Annotated in this window: 16 protein-coding genes and 1 pseudogene; 8 read left to right on the top strand and 9 right to left on the bottom strand. The window is 60.0% G+C overall.

Annotated features, from left to right (window positions below):
- Positions 1-391 precede the first annotated feature (391 nt).
- The 8 genes from BMX27_RS16290 to BMX27_RS16255 all read right to left on the bottom strand — a co-directional run bounded on the left by BMX27_RS16290 (position 392) and on the right by BMX27_RS16255 (position 8,233).
- Positions 392-1,246, bottom strand: a complete 855-nt coding sequence (locus BMX27_RS16290) for a fumarylacetoacetate hydrolase family protein (protein ID WP_090161499.1) — start codon at positions 1,244-1,246, stop codon at positions 392-394.
- Positions 1,243-1,980 (bottom strand): ThuA domain-containing protein, encoded by a 738-nt coding sequence (locus BMX27_RS16285; protein WP_090161495.1) that lies wholly within the window; start codon positions 1,978-1,980, stop codon positions 1,243-1,245. The genes BMX27_RS16290 and BMX27_RS16285 overlap by 4 nt, the downstream gene beginning before the upstream one ends.
- Entirely contained in the window at positions 1,977-2,843 is an 867-nt protein-coding gene (locus BMX27_RS16280; RefSeq protein WP_090161492.1) for an NAD(P)-dependent oxidoreductase, read from the bottom strand. The genes BMX27_RS16285 and BMX27_RS16280 overlap by 4 nt, the downstream gene beginning before the upstream one ends.
- The gene (locus BMX27_RS16275; RefSeq protein WP_090161490.1) at positions 2,844-4,358 is read right to left on the bottom strand and encodes a sugar ABC transporter ATP-binding protein; all 1,515 of its coding nucleotides are present in this window, start codon (positions 4,356-4,358) and stop codon (positions 2,844-2,846) included.
- The gene (locus tag BMX27_RS16270) at positions 4,355-5,356 is read right to left on the bottom strand and encodes an ABC transporter permease (RefSeq protein WP_090161487.1); all 1,002 of its coding nucleotides are present in this window, start codon (positions 5,354-5,356) and stop codon (positions 4,355-4,357) included. The genes BMX27_RS16275 and BMX27_RS16270 overlap by 4 nt, the downstream gene beginning before the upstream one ends.
- 12 nt (positions 5,357-5,368) lie before the next feature.
- Positions 5,369-6,343 carry an ABC transporter permease gene (locus tag BMX27_RS16265; protein ID WP_090161484.1) on the bottom strand — a complete coding sequence of 325 codons (975 nt, stop codon included), beginning with the start codon at positions 6,341-6,343 and terminating at the stop codon, positions 5,369-5,371.
- Between the two features lie 45 nt (positions 6,344-6,388).
- Complete coding sequence (locus BMX27_RS16260) at positions 6,389-7,186, bottom strand: SDR family NAD(P)-dependent oxidoreductase (protein WP_090161482.1); 798 nt, start codon at positions 7,184-7,186, stop codon at positions 6,389-6,391.
- Between the two features lie 78 nt (positions 7,187-7,264).
- The gene (locus tag BMX27_RS16255; protein ID WP_090161479.1) at positions 7,265-8,233 is read right to left on the bottom strand and encodes a sugar ABC transporter substrate-binding protein; all 969 of its coding nucleotides are present in this window, start codon (positions 8,231-8,233) and stop codon (positions 7,265-7,267) included.
- Between the two features lie 296 nt (positions 8,234-8,529).
- Here BMX27_RS16255 and BMX27_RS16250 point away from each other — a divergent pair, with 296 nt between their 5' ends.
- The 6 genes from BMX27_RS16250 (at position 8,530) to BMX27_RS16225 (ending at position 15,160) form a co-directional block, all read left to right on the top strand.
- Positions 8,530-10,266, top strand: coding sequence for an extracellular solute-binding protein (locus tag BMX27_RS16250; RefSeq protein ID WP_090161476.1), 1,737 nt, complete (start codon positions 8,530-8,532; stop codon positions 10,264-10,266).
- Positions 10,267-10,290: 24 nt separating this feature from the next.
- Entirely contained in the window at positions 10,291-11,100 is an 810-nt protein-coding gene (locus BMX27_RS16245; RefSeq protein WP_090161473.1) for an SDR family NAD(P)-dependent oxidoreductase, read from the top strand.
- Positions 11,101-11,165: 65 nt separating this feature from the next.
- Positions 11,166-12,476, top strand: a complete 1,311-nt coding sequence (locus tag BMX27_RS16240) for a M24 family metallopeptidase (protein ID WP_090161470.1) — start codon at positions 11,166-11,168, stop codon at positions 12,474-12,476.
- A gap of 1 nt (position 12,477) precedes the next feature.
- Entirely contained in the window at positions 12,478-13,242 is a 765-nt protein-coding gene (locus tag BMX27_RS16235) for a glucose 1-dehydrogenase (RefSeq protein WP_090161467.1), read from the top strand.
- 11 nt (positions 13,243-13,253) lie between these two features.
- Positions 13,254-13,997: an SDR family oxidoreductase gene (locus BMX27_RS16230; RefSeq protein ID WP_090161464.1), complete on the top strand. Its 744-nt coding sequence runs from the start codon at positions 13,254-13,256 to the stop codon at positions 13,995-13,997.
- Positions 13,997-15,160, top strand: coding sequence for an alpha-hydroxy acid oxidase (locus tag BMX27_RS16225; protein WP_256212603.1), 1,164 nt, complete (start codon positions 13,997-13,999; stop codon positions 15,158-15,160). The genes BMX27_RS16230 and BMX27_RS16225 overlap by 1 nt, the downstream gene beginning before the upstream one ends.
- 477 nt (positions 15,161-15,637) lie before the next feature.
- On the opposite strand, the gene BMX27_RS16220 is transcribed toward BMX27_RS16225, so the two are convergent.
- Positions 15,638-16,699, bottom strand: a complete 1,062-nt coding sequence (locus BMX27_RS16220; RefSeq protein WP_218144670.1) for an aldo/keto reductase — start codon at positions 16,697-16,699, stop codon at positions 15,638-15,640.
- An 84-nt stretch (positions 16,700-16,783) separates the two neighbouring features.
- Between BMX27_RS16220 and BMX27_RS16215 the strand changes: the two genes are divergently transcribed.
- Positions 16,784-17,629, top strand: coding sequence for a LysR family transcriptional regulator (locus BMX27_RS16215; protein ID WP_090161458.1), 846 nt, complete (start codon positions 16,784-16,786; stop codon positions 17,627-17,629).
- Positions 17,629-17,729 (top strand): annotated as a pseudogene (locus tag BMX27_RS17150) (integrase); the annotation flags it as partial. The gene BMX27_RS16215 and the pseudogene BMX27_RS17150, both read left to right, overlap by 1 nt.
- Positions 17,730-17,770: the final 41 nt, after the last annotated feature.

Raw genomic sequence — 17,770 nt, 5'->3', positions numbered from 1 at the left:
TCTGTTCTTCCGTGAACCTTGATCGCTTCATCGTCCGTCTCCTTTACAAGGAACAGACTAACCCCAAATCGCGGACTTTTTAGGGGAGCAGGTCAGATCCGGTTTCCACGAGGAAAGGCAGAATTCCAACGCACCCATAGGTGCGTTGGAATTCTGCTCTAACATCCGACATGGACGGCCCCAGACTGTATCGTTGCGGACACATCAAACCTTGGGGCGACCGGACGCCGCCCGTATCTTTCTACAGCATTGGATTGCGCCTTCGCCAGACGACGGATGGCGCGCAAACGTGCACGAACGGAAAACGGGGTCCAGACACCATGCCTGTCATTGGTCATACGGCCCGAAACCAAGGGCCACGGCTTTGCGGGCCGTGGCCCTTGTCATTTAATCAGGCGGGCCGCACTTTCGATTTCTGCTCACCCAAGCCGGCAATACCCAGCGTTACCACTTCACCACCATGCAGGAACTGCTGCGGATTTTGACCCATACCGACGCCGGGTGGTGTGCCGGTTGAAATGATGTCGCCGGGTTGCAGGCTCATGAACTGACTGCAATAGGACACAAGGTGCGGGATCTTGAAGATCAGGGTCGCTGTCGAACCCGTCTGCATCCGTTTGCCGTCGACATCCAGCCACATGTCCAGATCATCCATGTCGGCAATTTCGTCCAGTGTCACAAGCCACGGCCCGGTCGGACCGAAGGTGTCACAGCCCTTACCTTTGTCCCAGGTGCCCGCGCGGTTCAACTGGAAGTCGCGTTCGGACACATCGTTGATCACGCACAGGCCAGCGACGTGATCCATCGCATTCGCTTCGTCTATGTAGGAACCGGGTTCGCCGATCACGACGCCCAGCTCGACCTCCCAATCGGTTTTGATTGAACCGCGCGGGACCTGAATGTCGTCGTTTGGCCCAATAACGGCAGACGTCCATTTGTTGAAGATGATGGGCTCTGCCGGGATCGGCATGCCGGCCTCTTCGGCGTGGTCGGCATAGTTCAGGCCGATGCACACGAATTTGCCGATACCGCCGACACAAGCCCCAAGGCGCAGATCGACCTGCGGCGTGCCATCGACCAACGGCAGGGTCGAGGGATCAATCGCCTGCAATGCCTTCAGCCCCGATGGACGCAGTGCCTCTCCCGCGATGTCGGGCACGACGCCGGACAGGTCACGCACACGGCCATCGTCGTCCAAAAGACCCGGTTTCTCAGCACCCGCAGCGCCGTAGCGAAGAAGTTTCATGTCATGTCCCTTTTGTCATTTTCAGTGTTGATGCACCGTCGTGACGCCCAAAGCGCCCCGCGGCGGATGATTTCGGTGACTTCCGGCACCTTTAGATCATCGAGTTCGTGCCCGATCGAGCAGTAGAATACCCGCCCTTTATCCCAGCGGCGCTTCCACACAACGGGAATGACAGTGCCTTCGATCCACCACAAATGATCGCCAGAAAAGGTGGTTGTCGCCAGCACTTCGTTGGATGGATCAACAAGCATGTAATATTGCTCTGTCTTGAGGCGGAAACTTCGGATGCCCCTGACGATCGGATCGTCAGGCTTGCAGATGGTCACATCGTAATCGACATAATCCTCGCGCGGTTGCAGATTGTCCGGCCAGCCCGGCGGATGCGCCACGAACTGCCCGCCGATCAAAAAGTGATAGGTCGGGCGGTCGCGGAAGGCATCGCCCATGTGACCGTGCCAGCCTGCGATGCCGCAGCCGCCAGCGATCAGCTTCAACAGACCATCTTCCTGCGCTTTCGTCATATTGCCGAATTCTTCGCGATGACCGGATCGTGCAGACGACCAGATCGGCGTAATCAGATCGACATCCTCCAGATCTTCGGGTCGCTCCAGCGGTGCAAGCGTGTCATGCACATCGACCGTGAAGCCGTTCGCTTCGAGCAGGTCCTTGTACCAACCCGCGAACTGTGTCGGCGCATGGCCTTCCCAGCCGCCGACAAAAAGTGCTGCCTTCATTGCGTATCCCTTCGCATGTAGTCCAGCATTGACGCCATGTCGCGCGCGCCGTATCCGGCGGCCTCCGCTTCGATCAGCTTGGCAAGTGTGGTGCGGCCCTGCGGCATCGCGGTGCCAAGCCGTTCGGCAAGCCTGGCCGTGACTTCCATGTCCTTGCGCGCCAGAGATACCGTGAATGTCACATCATGTGCCGGTTCGTTCAAATAGAGCGGGCGGCGGTATTTCAGCATTGGGGCGCAGGCGGCGGAGGCTTCGATCACGTCAAAGGCTGTTTCGGCTGCGATGCCCGATGATTCCGCCAGCGTCAACGCTTCTGCCAAGGTCTGGTTTATCCCGTGGATCAATGAATTCACGGCAAGTTTCATGACGGAACCCGATCCGGCCTGACCCAGATAGATGGTTTCGCGGGCTATGGCACCAAACACCGCCGTCAGATTTGCGTCGCCCTTTTCGCAGCCGGCCATGACAAGCAAATCGGCATCCGCAGCCGCCTGGGTCGCCCCTGAAACGGGCGCATCAATTACGCGGACGCCTTCGGGGGCATTGTTCGATAGCTTCGCGATGTGGTCGGGACTCATCGTTCCCATTTCAACGATGACCGTCGCACCTTTCACGGCAAAAAGGCCGTCGACGCCGAAATGCACCGCGTCAGAGGCCGCGTCATCGGCAAGCATCGTCACCACGATGTCCGTCTGACCGACCAAATCGGCGGGTGTCAGTGCCACGATGCAGCTCTCTGCCGCGGCAAAGTCACGGGATGTCTGAGCGGTCCGGTTCCAGACCCGCACATCATGTCCGGCGCCGATCAGGTTTCGGGCCATGCACTGACCCATCCGACCCAATCCCGCAAAACCGATCCGCATTTACGCCACCTTTTGGGTGGGGGCTATCCCTGAGATTGCCTGAATTAGACTTTCTTCGGTCACCTCGTCTGACGTGAAGGTCCGCATGACACGGCCAGAAAACATCGCGACGATGCGGTCGCTGACGTGCAAAACCTCAGGCATTTCAGAGCTGACGACGATGACGGCATAGCCTTGGGCCGCCAGCTCGCGGATCAGGGTGTGAATTTCGGATTTCGAACCAACGTCGATGCCGCGTGTCGGTTCATCCACAATCAACACCTTGGGATTCATCGACAGCCATTTGCCAATGACAATCTTCTGTTGGTTGCCGCCCGACAGGTTGCCCACCGTTTGCTTCCATCCTGGTGTGCGGATATCCAATTTTTCCTTATACTTGTCAAAAATCGCCGTTTCCGCGCCGGGTGCGACGAAGGGGCCGGACGACAAGTTGCCGACCTGCGGCAGGGTCATATTGTCCCGACAATTCATGCCCAGCACGAGGCCCTGCCCCTTGCGATCCTCGGGCACCAGCGAAATGCCCTTGCTGATCGCATCCGCCGGCGAGGTGACGCGCACCTCTTCACCGTCCAGTAGAATGACACCGCCGTCAGGGTCGCGCAGGCCGAAAAGCGTCTCGGCAATCTCGGTGCGACCCGCGCCGACCAGGCCGTAAAAGCCCAGAACCTCGCCGCGCCGCACCTCAAAACTGACGTCCTTGAAAAGATCACCACAGGACAGGCCGCGCACCTCGAGTGCGACATCGCCGAGCGTGTGGTGGCTTTCGTTGCGCGTCAAATCGAGCGCGCGGCCGATCATCAGCTGGGTCACCTCTTCCTCGGTCGTGTCGCGGGTGTTCAGAGTGCCGCGATAGGATCCGTCGCGCAGAACACTGATCCGGTCGGTGATCTTGAAGATTTCCTCCATCCGGTGGGAAATATAGATGATCCCGACACCCTGCGCCTGCAGGTCAGAGATCACGTCGAACAGCACGACCTTTTCCGCGTCGGTCAGGGACGCTGTGGGTTCGTCGAAAATGACGGCCTTGGCATCGACGGTCAGCGCGCGCGCGATTTCGACCATTTGCTGGTTGGCGATCGACAGATCACCAACAATGGTTTTTGCGTTGAACCCGACCTTGAGCTTTTTCAGGATCGCATCGGTCTGCGCATAAAGCATCGTCCAATCCACGCGTCCGAACGACCGGCGCGGCAATTCGCCAAGGTAGATGTTTTCCGCGACCGTCAATTCCTCGGCCAGGCTGAGCTCCTGATGGATAAAGACGATGCCCTTTGATTTCGCTTGTAGCGGCGAGGTCATGACCGTCGGCACCTCTGACACGATGATCTGACCTTCGTCGGGCTGATAGATACCGCCCAACACCTTCATCAGGGTCGATTTTCCGGCCCCATTTTCGCCCATCAGGGCATGCACCTCGCCGGGCATGACCGACAGGGCTACACCATCCAGGGCGCGCACACCGGGGAACGTCTTGACGATCCCCTCAAGCCGCAAGGCGGGAATGTGATCGGTCATATCTTCAACTCCTCTTTGCCCTTGGCGTTCAACTGGCGGTCCAGGAACAGGACGGCGATCAGGATCAAGCCGATGACTAGATTGACTGTAGAAGTGTCGGCACCGATGTGTCCCAGCCCCTTGCGCAACAACTGAATGGCAAGGACACCGCCCAGCGTGGACACGATCGAACCCGAGCCGCCGGTCAGCTTGGTTCCGCCCAGCACGACCGCCGTGATGACCCACAACTCATAAAGCTGGCCGTCGTTCGGATTGACCGAGCCGGACTCGGAATAGAACACGACCGCAGACAGCGCCGACAGGAAACCGATGATCATGAAATTGATCAGCATGTGCGGGCCGACCTTGATGCCTGCATTGACCGCGGCCTCGCGGTTGTCACCGATGGCGTAGGCGTTCCGCCCGTGGACGGTGCGGGTCATGATATACCAGATGATCAGCGTGACGACGGCCAGAAACCAGGTGGCCGTGTGAAAGCCCAGGAACTGCGCCTCTGCAAAATCAACGAGCGTCCAGTTGAGGCTCGAGGTAGGGTTTTCGCCATTATACATGAACACCAGACCGCGAAAGCCCAGCATCGAACCCAGCGTGACGATGAAAGCATCGACACCGGTTTTCCAAACGATCAACCCGTTGATCGCGCCCAGAGCAACGCCGGTCAGCAGGGCCAGCGTCCATGACACCGGGATGACCCAATCGCCCAGACCGGCAAAGACTGACCACGACAGGCTATCCAGCAGGATCACCGCAGACAGTGCAAAGATCGCGCCGACGCTCAGGTCGATGTTGCCGTTGACCATGATGATGGTCATGCCCATGGCGATGATGCCGATGGGGGCGGATTGTTTGAGCAGCAACAGCATGTTGTCGACATCCATGAACGCCTTGTCGGACAGCGACAGGAATTCACCAGCGATGCTGAAGAAAATCAGCTCGAGCACGATAAAACCCCAGATCGCGCTGTTCTTCAGAATTTTGGACAGATTTCCAGCTTCCATCTTCCCGCTCCCCTACGCGATGTTTGACCAAAGCTTGCCACGTTTGGCCGCGATATCGAGCCAGACCGCAAGAATGATGATGACCCATGTCACGACGTTCTGGACATAGAATTGCAGCCCAAGCAGCAGCAGACCGTTCTGGATGAAACCAAGAATCAGCACGCCAATGACGGTCTTGAAAATCGTGCCGGACCCGCCGAGCAGTGACGCGCCACCCAAGATCACAGCAGCCAGGACATCCAGTTCAAGCCCCTGCCCCACTGTGTTTTGCGACCCCATCGACCGGCTCGCCTGTATCAGGCCCGCTACGGCCACGCAGGCGGACGACATGATGTAGCAGAGGAACACGATGCGGGCGCGTTTGATCCCGGAAAACGTCGCGGCGGTGCCGTTTCCGCCCACGGCGTAAACCTTTCGCCCGAACGCCGTTTTCGCGAGGATGATGCCCAATAATGCAGCCAAGGCCAGGAAAATCAGGATGGGCACAGGAATGCCCAAAGCGGACCCCTGACCAAAAACGCCGAACCAGGTGCCTTCCTTGTCAGCAATGTCCATATTCTGACCACCAGAATAGGTCAGCGTCAGACCGTGGATCGCCGATAGCATCCCCAGTGTCACGATGAGAGAGTTCAGTTTCAGGTAACCGACGAGAAACCCGATGAACGCGCCAAGACACAGCGTCATCGCGAACATCGCCGGGATCGCTAGGAACGGGCCAATCTTGTCGTGCAAATCAAGAACGACGATTGTCGAAAACGACATCATCGACCCCACGGACAAATCAAGGTTCCCACTGATCACCACGAAGGTCACGCCGAGCGCCATGACCCCGAGGATCGCAGAAGACCGGATGACGCCCATCACGTTGTCAGGGCTTAGAAACCGGTCGTTCGCGATGGTAAATCCGATGATGAAAACCGCAAAGGCAATCAAGATGCCTTGCCGCGCCAGCATCCCCCCGATGTCTGCTTTCGTCATGCTCGCCATATTTCCCCTCCCACGGGCCAAAGACCCTGCCCTGTCAGGCGTTCGTCAAACCAAAGTCATGCCACCATCGATCATGACGATCTGACCGGTCATGTAGTCGCTGTCTTTCGACGCCAGATAGGTCGTCGTTCCCGTGATATCCTCGGTTTTCGCGACGCGGCCGCGCAGGATTTCGGACGAGAACTCTTCCATCGCCTGTCCGGGTCGTTCCGCGGCACCGATTGCCATCAGGTCCTGATCGACCTGCTCCCACATCTCGGTCGCGACGACGCCCGGCGCAAAGCCTGTGACGGTGATATTGTGTTTTGCCAGATCGCGCGCACCTGATTGGGTCAACGCGACCACGGCGAATTTGCTGGCACAATAGGGTGCCACGTTGTCAAATCCCTGACGGCTGGCGATCGAAGCGGTATTGACGATCTTGCCACCCGTGCCCTGGGCGATCATTTGCCGGGCGGCTTCTTGCATGCCGATCATGCAGCCCAGCCCGTTAACGCCCATGATGAAATTCCAGTTGTCCTCGGTGACGTCCAGAAAATTCATGGGTCTGTTCACGCCGGCGTTGTTGAATTTCACGTCCAGCTTGCCGAAGACCTCGACCGTATGGGCGATCATCGCTTTGACGGAAGCCCTGTCGGTCACATCGACCTGTGCGTGGGTGACCTTGCCACCGTTGCGCGCCGCTCTGTCGGTGTTCGCCTGCGCGACATCTCTCACCTTGTCACCGTTGATATCCGCAAAACAAACGTCAGCGCCTTCGTCCAGCAGCGCCTCTGCGATGCCGCGGCCAATGCCCTGTGCAGCACCGGTGACGATGCACGACCGTCCAGTCACACGTCCCATGACGCGGTCCCCCGTAAAATGTAGTGAGTGTCGTGACGGACGGGGCGCGCGGGTGCGCCCCGTCCGATGGGGTAGCCCTTAGAATACGGGCTTCGTGAAGTCAGACATGTTGTCCTGCGTGATCTTCGGCGTGTCGAAATAGTTCAGGAACGGCAGTTCCTCACCGTTGATCAGATCAATCGCGGACTGAAGCGCCGCCTCGGCGTCGTCCACTGGCGACTGATAGATCGAACCCCAGTACTCTCCACGCTCCATCGCCTCGTATCCGACGGCAAAGTTGGTTGCGCCGACAAAGGTGATGCCCTCGGCACGCCCTGCGGCCAGGGCAGCGTTCAATGCGCCGACGCCCATGTTGTCGTCGCCGGCATAGACACCGTCGATGTCGTCATACTTGACCAGGAAAGCTTCCATCACCTGCTGGGACTTTTCACGGTTCCAGTCGCCTGGCTGGGTTTCGACGAGCGTGACGTTCGGGCAAACCTCGGGCAGACGGTCGTCAAAGCCTTTTTGACGCTCGATCGCCGTAGTGTAGCCGGGCTGGCCTGAAATCTGCACCACCCGAGCCTCGTTCTCGATGCCAAGGGCCTTGAAGCGGTCGCACATGATCTCGGCAGAACGCGATCCCTGCGTGATGTTGTCAGGGCCAGAGAACGTCGCGACGAAATCGAAACCGGCTTCGGCGATGTTGGAATTGGTCACGACAACCGGGATATCGGCCTGTGCGGCCTTGCGGACGGCGGGAATGACGGCTTCGCCGTTTGTCGGCCAGATGATGATGGCATCGACTTCCTGCTGGATCAGGTCTTCCATCTGGGCGATCTGGCGGGCCACGTCGCCGCCTGCGTCCAGAACGACGACTTCGACGTTCTCATTGGCTTCTGCTGCGGCGATGAACGCGTTTTCATAGGTCGTCTGGTAACTGTCCACACCGACGTTGTTCTGCGTGATGCCGATCCGCATCGGGCTGTGGGCTTCTGCATAAGCGGACCCGGCAATGGCCAACGCTGCTGTTGCAGACGTCGCGGTCAGGATTGTGCGTAGTGTCATTGTTATCTCCTCCAAGATGTCTCGGACTTTGATGTCCTGTCCCCACTCTCCCAAGGGGAATCACCCTCCGGCATGCCGGTGTGACTGGCACGACCTTGCCCGGCGTGCGGCCTGTGGGCGTCACAAAAAATATCCATAATGGATTAATATTAGTCCGACCTGGATATTTTCGCGATATATTCCGGCAACCAACCCGCGTCTACATGAGGGCACATCTAGTGACGATTTCAAAATCATCCAAATCGAACAATTCACGTGGCCAAGGCCACGCAAAGCGAAAGGCTGCAACCGGGGGTATGAACGTGATGAGGGGGGAAAATTTCGACCTTGTCGTGCCGCCTCAGGTCAAGGCGGACATGGTGAGTGTCCTGTCGTTCATGGAAAGCCTTGGCGACGAGCTGGAAAGTGCGTCGGATCTGTTCGCGGCAAGTCCCAACTTGCGCATTTCCATGCATCTGATCCGCGGACACATCGAAGGGCGGCTTGTCACCATGACGTCGCTGATCGGGGCCAGTCGCGCCCCCTATGCCACCGCCAACCGCCGCATCAAGGACATGCAGGAAGCAGGGCTGATCGACCAACGGCCGCGCACCGCCACCGGCAAAAGCTTTTCCCTGCATCCAAGCATGGCCCTTCTTGACCAGTGGACCCAGCTGACGCAGCGGGTGCAGCGCCTCGCCGTCACGCAATTTGGCAGCAGCGTCGCGGCGGACGTGTCCGATTACTACTACGGCGATTCATATCTGACCGCCAAATCGATCCCGCCGATGAAGGTGCTTCAAAGCCCGCTGAAGCTGCCCGGCGGGCTACGCGTTCTGGTGCATGGCGACCCGACGTTCATGGTGATGGACAACCTCAAACGTCAATTCGAACAGACGATCGGCACGCAAATTCACCAGCGCGCCTTTTCAATCGACCGCCTGCGCACCGAGATCATGCGCAACGCCGAACGCAAGGCGAGTGCCTACGACATCATCGCCGTAGACCTGCCTTGGGTGGGCGATTTTGCGCAGCAAAATGTCCTTATGCCGCTGGACCAGATCATGGATATCGGGCGGATCGACCCGTCGGATTTCCACACGGCGGGATGGCAGGCTGTGCATTGGGGTGGTCGTGCCTACGGCGTGCCTGCACAGACCACGCCGGAACTGCTGTTCTATCGCAAGGATCTGCTCGCGAAGGCGGGACTGGAGCCGCCCGCCACGACGCGCGATCTGCTGCGTGCCGCAAAGGCGCTGCACGATCCGCATCGCGGGATTCACGGGATCGCCTGGAACGCGGCGCGCGGCACGGCTCTTGGCCATACGGTGCTGATGACACTGGCCGACTTTGGCCAGCCAGTTCTTGACCTCAAGCCGAACGCCGGCGGCTTCGAGACAAAGGATCTGGCTGAACGTGACTACCGCGTGACCATCGACACGCCTGCGGGATTGCAGGCGGCGCAGTTCCTCAAGGACCTGTTGCAGTATTCGCCGCCTGATATCCTGTCGATGTCCTGGTATGAACGCATCCGCCCCTACGCGGCAGGCCGGATCGCGATGGCCTACGGCTATACCCTGCTTGCGCCTTACTTCGAGCTGGACGAGGCATCGCCAGCAAAGGACCAGACCGGATACCTGCCGCATCCCGCTGGGCCAGGCGGCGCGCCTATTGCGCCCGTGGGGGGATACCTGATGGGGATTCCGGCCAATCTGGCCGAAGACCGGATTCCGGCCGCGGTGGAGGCGCTGCTGGCCTTCACCTCGCCCGCGGCCCAGAAGATGTATGTGCAGAACGGCAGCCGGACGAACCCGCGCTATTCCGTCGGATCGGACCCCGATGTGCAGCGCCTGTCGCCCATCTTTGAGGCGGTGGATGCGATGTCATGGCGCGACGAATTGCAATTCTGGCCGCGCCCGCCGGTCCCTGAGATCGACCAGATCATCCAGATCTGTGGCGAGGAATTTCACGACATGCTCCGCGGGATCATTACCCCGCAGGACGCCCTGCGCCGCGCGCAAGGTCGCGCGGACGCCATCCTATCACGAAGTTAGTCATCACGTCAGGAGGAGAGACCGATGGACCCCAATCGCCTTGAAGGTAAAAACATTCTCATCACCGGTGCCGCACGCGGCATGGGAGAAGCCAACGCACGTTCGTTTGCCGAACAGGGTGCCAATGTCTGCATCGGCGATCTTGACCTCGACATGGCGCAATCCGTCGCGGATGAAATCAATGCCGCCGGCAACGGCCGCGCGATTGCAGTCAGGATGGACGTGACCAAGCGTGAGGACAACGCCGCCGCCGTTGCCGCGACCGTCGAGGCATTCGGGTCCATCAATGTTGGCGTGTTCAATGCAGGTCTGAACAAGCCCCGGTTCTTTATGGATATCGATGAAGACAACTGGGACATGATCATGAACGTCAACACCAAGGCGATGTGGCTGGGCATGCAGGAAGTCGCCCGCCAGATGATCAAGCAGGGCCCGATGGAGGATCACCCCTACAAGCTGATCAACGTAGGCTCCATCGCGTCAAAGAAGCCGCTGGTGGACGTCACCGTCTATTGCACGTCGAAATACGGCTGCCTTGCCCTGACCGAATGCGGCGCGCTGGGGCTGGCGGAACACAACATCACCGTCAACGGCTATGCGCCGGGCGTTGTGGTCACACCGCTGTGGGAGCAGCTTGACAAGGACCTGGTCGAGATCGGCTTCAAAGAGCGCGAAGGCCAAGCCTACGAGGATATCGTCAACAGCGCCTTGGTCATCAAGCGGGTGTCCTACCCCAAGGATATCGTCGGCACCGCGTCTTTCCTCGTTTCGGATGACAGCGACTACATGACCGGCCAGATGATCTCTATCGATGGCGGCTGGGCGACGACCTAAGGCCCAATATCCAAATTTTCAGTAGCAATCCGGGGGCGCCTGTTCGCACCCGAAAGGAGTTTTCCATGTCAGAACGTCCGGGCAATGCCCTTATGCCGAACCTTCTCACCCCGATGGATCTGGAGCCGAACTGGGAATGGCGCGACAAGCTGCCTGCCCACGGTCACATGTCCGTCGATTTCGAACGCCGCATCGACCACGACCGCCTGCGCCGCTACCGCCTTGCCCGGACCGAACAGGCGCTGAAGGCGTCCGGTGCAGGCACCCTGCTGCTGTTCGACGTGAACAACATCCGCTACGTGTCGGCGACCAAGATCGGCGAATGGGAACGGGACAAGATGTGCCGTTTCTGTCTGCTGACCGGCGACGAAAGCCCCTACGTCTGGGACTTTGGGTCCGCCGCACAGCATCACAAGCGCCATTCCGACTGGCTGGAGCCGTCGCATTGTTTGGCCGGTGTCGTCGGCATGCGCGGCACGATCCCGCCCGAGTTCGGTCTCATGCAGAAATACGCCAAGCAGATTGCGGGTCTGATCCGCGATGCGGGCATGGGCGATATGCCGGTCGGCGTGGACTATGCCGAAACCGCGATGTTCCACGCGCTGAAAGAGGAAGGCCTGAACATCGTCGACGGTCAGCAAATCATGCTATCGGCGCGCGAGATCAAGAACTGGGACGAAATCCAGCTTCTGACGCAGGCTGCGGCCATGGTCGATGGCGTCTACCACATGATCTACGAAGAGCTGAAACCCGGCGTGCGCGAAAACGACATCGTCGCGCTGTCAAACAAGATGCTCTACGAGATGGGATCCGACGACGTCGAGGCGATCAACGCCATTTCCGGAGAGCGCTGCAACCCGCATCCGCACAACTTCACCGACCGATTGATCCGGCCGGGCGATCAGGCGTTCTTTGATATCCTGCAATCCTATCAGGGCTACCGCACCTGCTACTACCGGACCTTCAACGTGGGCCGCGCGACGCCGTCGCAGAACGATGCCTACGTCAAGGCGCGCGAATGGATCGATGCATCCATCGCGATGATCAAACCGGGCGTCAGCACCGACAAGGTGGCCGCGGTCTGGCCAACGGCGCAGGAATTGGGGTTCGAGACCGAAGATCAGGCGTTCGGTCTGCAATTCGGCCACGGTCTGGGCTTGGCACTGCATGAACGCCCGATCATCAGCCGCGCCGTGTCGATGGATCACCCGATGGAGATCAAGACCGGCATGGTGTTCGCGCTTGAAACCTACTGCCCCGCCACCGACGGCTATTCCGCCGCACGGATCGAGGAAGAAGTCGTCGTGACGGAAACCGGCTGCGAGGTCATCAGCCTGTTCCCGGCCGAAGAATTGCCCATCGCGAACCGTTACTGAGATGGGCAATCCGTTCGATCTGACGGGTCGTCGCGCATTGGTCACCGGCGGGGCAACCGGCATCGGCGAGGGCATTGCCCTCGGCCTTGCCGCCGCCGGGGCCGATGTGGCGCTGACCTACCGCAGCCATGCCCCCGATGAAACGCTGGCCAAAGTCAAAGCTCTCGGCGTCAAGGGTGCCGCCGTGAAGGCCGACTTTTCCGGGATGGACAAGGCGGCGGCTGAGGAGGTCATCAGCTTTGCCAGTGACGCCTTGGGCGGGCTGGATATTCTGGTCAACAACGCGGGCATCATTCACCGCGAGGACAGTACCGACATGCCACTCGAGGATTGGCGGCGCGTGCTGTCGGTGAACCTCGATTCCGTCTGGTTGCTGAGCCAGGCCGCTGGCAAGCGCATGGTGGCCCAAGGGTCTGGCAAGATCATCATTGTGTCGTCGGTGCTGGCCTCTCAGGGCGGTCTGCGCGTTCCGGCCTATGCGTCCAGCAAGCACGCGGTCGTCGGTTTGACCAAGGCGCTTTGCAACGAATGGGGGCCGCACGGGGTCAATGTGAACAGCATCGCGCCTGGCTACACCGCCACGGACAACACACAGGCATTGCGCGACGATCCAGACCGATCGCAGGCCCTGCTGGACCGCATTCCCGCAGGCCGCTTTGCCGAACCATCCGAAATCGCGGGGGCCGCCGTCTTTCTGGCCTCCGACGCCGCATCGTATTGCCACGGCAGCACCGTCACCGTCGATGGCGGCTGGCTCGCCCGTTAGGAGAACAGACAATGGATCAGTCACTTGCAGGAAAAACCGCACTTGTCACCGCAGCGGGTGCCGGCATCGGACGCGCCAGCGCCGCAGCGCTTGCGGCACGCGGCGCGCATGTCATCGCTACCGATCTGAACGGGGATCTGGTGGCGGCACTTGCCGATACCTTGCCGAACATTACGGGCCACGCGCTGGACGTGCTGGATGCCGATGCCGTCCAGACGCTTGTCGGGTCGGTGGTCCCTGTCGACATCCTGCTGAATTGCGCAGGCTGGGTGCATGACGGCACCATCCTTGATTGTGACGAAGATGTCTGGGACCGCGCATTCGACCTGAACGCCAAGGCCATGTACCGGATCACACGTGCCGTGCTGCCGGGGATGCTGGACAAGGGCGCGGGATCGATCATCAACATCGCATCCATCGTTTCCAGCGAAAAGGGCGCGCCGCGCCGCTTTGCCTATGGTGCGTCAAAGGCCGCCATCATCGGCATGACCAAGGCGATTGCGGCTGATTTCGTCAAACAGGGCATTCGCTGCAACGCCATCTGCCCCGGTACGGTCCAAAGCCCGTCACTGAATGATCGCCTGACCGCGACGGGTGATTTTGAAAAGGCGCTTTCCGCCTTCAAGGACCGCCAGCCGATGGGCCGCCTTGGCCAGCCCGAGGAAATTGCCGAAATGGTCTGCTACCTCGCTGGCGATATGGCGGCGTTCACCACGGGACAAGCGTTCGCCGTTGATGGCGGCTGGTCCATCTGATGGGTTTGGATCGCGCAGCCTCCATCGAAGATCTGCGGTTGCGTGCGAAACGCCGCATCCCGCGTTTCGCTTTCGATCTCGTTGACGGCGGTGCGGAGAATGAACGCAATATGCATCGCAACGTGGCAGCCTTTGAAGAGGTAGAGCTCACGCCGCGCTACATGGTCGATGTGTCCACGATCAACACGCGCGCCACTGTCCTTGGACAAACGTTCGACGTGCCTTTCGGCATGGCACCAATAGGGATGCTGAACGCGTTCTGGCCGGGGGCCGATCTGACGCTGGCACGCTTGTGCAAGGCGCAAAACATGCCCTATGCCGCCAGCTCCGCATCATCCACTACCCTGGAACAACTTGCAGAAGCTGCGGACGGCAACGGCTGGTTCCAGCTTTATGTGTCCAGCGATGCGGATGTGACCGAAGGCCTGATCGCACGGGCAGAGGCGGCAGGATATACCACACTTATGGTAACGGCTGATGTCCCCGCCGCAGGCAAGCGCGACCGCGATATCCGCAACCAGCTTGCCGTGCCGTTCAAGTTCACCCCAGAGGTCATCCTGCAATGCGCGTTGAACCCGCGTTGGGCGCTGACCAGCCTGCAACATGGCACGCCGAACGTCGCGAATTATGCCGACCTGTTGAAAAGTGCGACATCCTACGCCGAGGTGCAAAAGACCCTCATCACACCGGGTTTCGACTGGGAGGACCTAAAGAGACTGCGCGCCCGATGGAAGGGCCGTCTCTTGGTCAAAGGTATCCTGCATCCCCAGGACGCCGGAACCTGCGCCGAACTCGGGTGCGATGGTATCATCGTGTCGAACCATGGCGGCCGTCAGGTGGCGTTCGGCCCCCCCACCATCGAGGCATTGCCCGCCATTGCAAAGGCCGTCGCGGGCCGCATGACCATCATTCTCGACAGCGGCATCCGGCGCGGCGCTGATGTGTTGCGCGCAAAGGCACTCGGGGCAGATTTCACGATGACGGGTCGCGCCCTTGCCTACGGCGTCGGTGCCGGCGGCGCGGCGGGGGCACAGCGTGCCTTCGACATCCTGCAACTGGAACTGATCCGCGCCTTGGGTCAGATCGGAGTTGCGTCTTTTGAGGCGGTTGAGGCCTCGCAACTCAGCACCGAAGTGACCCGCCAATTCCGCGCCAACGTGTAGCAACACAATTCCAATTTCTCTGTTCCGCAGCGTCGTTTTAGCGCATTGGGGGCCAAACAGGACTGTTGCGTTGCTTGCCTGAGGCCTGATTCAGGTGGCATTGCCACAGAAGATCGTGGGCTAGCAAACAGTTGATGGAAAACCTGAATTCCGCCAAGGACCCCTGATGTTTTGTGATGGATGTGGCCGCGTTTGATTGTTCTGATCGTTCCGATCCCACTCCGGGTCGCTTTGGCTGATCACAAGGATCGGAAGCACTGAAAGTATCCAGGCAGCGATTTCATGGCAGCATGAACGCTGCCGAGCCGATTGTTGCGGCATTTTTTCTCAATGCGCCGGATGGTGTCTAAACATGGGGCGTCGCGATGATTTATCTCGCGGATAACCCGCGATAGCGTTGCGCCTTGTCAGTTGCGATCGTCAGCCGGAGATCCAATTGTTATTGAAGGACAACGGCGTTGAGCTGACACTCGCACGCTACGGGGCATCGAACCGGTCCCAGTGCACGACACCTGACCAGTCACGCACAAATCCGTAGGGGTAGTCTGGTAGCGGCGTGCAAGACGCTTGCGTGAGCACTTCGATATCCTCTTGGTCGAGCGCGAGTCCGACCGCATCGAGATTGTCCGCCAGTTGGTCTGCATGCCGCGCACCGAGCAGGATTGACGCAACCCCTGGACGGCTGGCGAGCCATGCAAGCGCGACGTGCGACATCGGCCTGCCGTGCCGCGCTGCCACTGCGGAGGTGGCGCGCAGAATGTTGTGGGTCCGCTCGGTGTTTCGCGTCTCATAGGCCTCCACGCCCCTGTTCGGATCATCGCCCAGACGGGTTGCGCCGGTGGGGCGTTCGTCGGCAGCATACTTGCCGGTCAGCCAACCGCCACCCAAGGGCGACCATGGTATCAGACCGATCCCGTTCTCCAGCGCGCAGGGGAGCACCTCCAACTCGATCCCGCGGTCGAGAAGCGAGTATTGTGGCTGCAAGGCGCAGGGCACAGGCAAGCCGTTCGCCTCGGCGATGCGACAGATCCGTTCGAGCTGCCAGCCTGTGACATTCGACCAGCCCACGTGATGGATCTTGCCTGCCCGCAAAAGATCGCCGAGCGCCCCCAACGTTTCTGCGACATCAGTTTCGTCGTCCCAACCGTGGATAAAGAACAGATCGATGGCGTCCAGCTTTAGTCGTTCCAGACTAGCGTCGACGCGCTTGAGCACCGCACGGCGCGAGCCGCCCCGGCTGCCTGGCGTGGCGCTGAAGCGGCACTTGGTGGCGACAATCAGGTCATCCATCCCGCCACGGGCCACGCCCCATCGTCCGATCATCTCCTCGGAAGCGCCGTCCGAATAGACGTCTGCCGTGTCGATCAAAGTGCCACCACGTGCGACGAAGAGGTCCAGCATGTTATGCGCTTCCCCCTCATCGGTCTCGGCCCCAAAGGTCATTGTCCCAAGGGCATGGCGCGACACCGTCGGACCCTTTTCGCCCAAGCGTTGACAGGGCATGTCAGTATTTTTGACGTTGCTGGTCGGCGTGTTCATGGCGGTTTCCCTTCGATTTCGGTTGCCGCAAAACTAACTGCTAGATTTCATATCCGGAACGACACGGAATGAAGGGATCATTTCATGGGTGAAAGAATACGGGGTGACGGGCGCGGGCAACAGGATGATCCCGTCGAATGGAATGACATGGCTGCATTCCTCGCCATCGCGCGCCACGGCGGGCTGTCGGCGGCTGCGCGTGACACCGGGTCCAGCGCTCCGACACTCGGGCGACGCATGCGGGCCCTTGAGCGCAAGCTTGGCCGCGAACTTTTCGTGCGGCGAACGCATGGCTACGACCTGACAGAGGATGGCAAGAGATTGCAGGCCGATCTCTCGCGTGCCGAGTCCGTCATCGCGCGTGCGGCAAGACCCGCCCCGCAGGACGCGCTTCCAGTTGTGAGGATTACCGCAGGGACATGGACAATGCTCGCACTCGCGGACCGGATAGCTGCCTTGACCGGCGATCCCCCCGATCTTCGCGTACGGCTGCTTCAACAAGAAGATGTCCTATCCATTCCCCGGCGCGAGGCGGCGATCGGCTTTCGTTCGCAGCGGCCGACCGATGACGGCCTGGCCGGTCATCAACTGCGGCGGGTTGAGTTCGCCCCCTACTCCACGCGAGGCACCTTACATGACTGGATCGTTGTCCGGGCGGACACCCCATCGGCGCGATGGGTAACCAGGCGATGCGGAAACGCGATCTCCGTAGAAACCGACACGCCACGGCTGGCGCTCGATCTGGCCCTACGCAAGATGGGCAGGGTGATCTTGCCGACCTTCGTTGGAGATGCCTATGCAGAGCTGGAGAGGGCCGGACCTATCGTGGACGAGCTTGGCCATGACCAATGGCTGGTGACCCACAACGAGGATCGCCATCTTGCAGAGGTAAGGCGTGCATTGGACCGGATCACCGAAGCATTCGGGTGAGGCAACCGCTGTTGGGTCACACCAGGATGGACAGCACTGTCAGATACGTCGGCGTTGAGCTGAATCCGCGCTGGTCATCGCCCAAGCTATTGTAATCTAGACGTGTGGGCTGGGTGTCGTGGCCGGCTTCGCGCATGCTCT

This window comes from Loktanella sp. DSM 29012, from assembly GCF_900110705.1.
In the GTDB taxonomy this organism is placed as follows: Bacteria; Pseudomonadota; Alphaproteobacteria; order Rhodobacterales; family Rhodobacteraceae; genus Loktanella; species Loktanella gaetbuli.
This window is presented reverse-complemented; position numbering and strand designations above follow the sequence as displayed.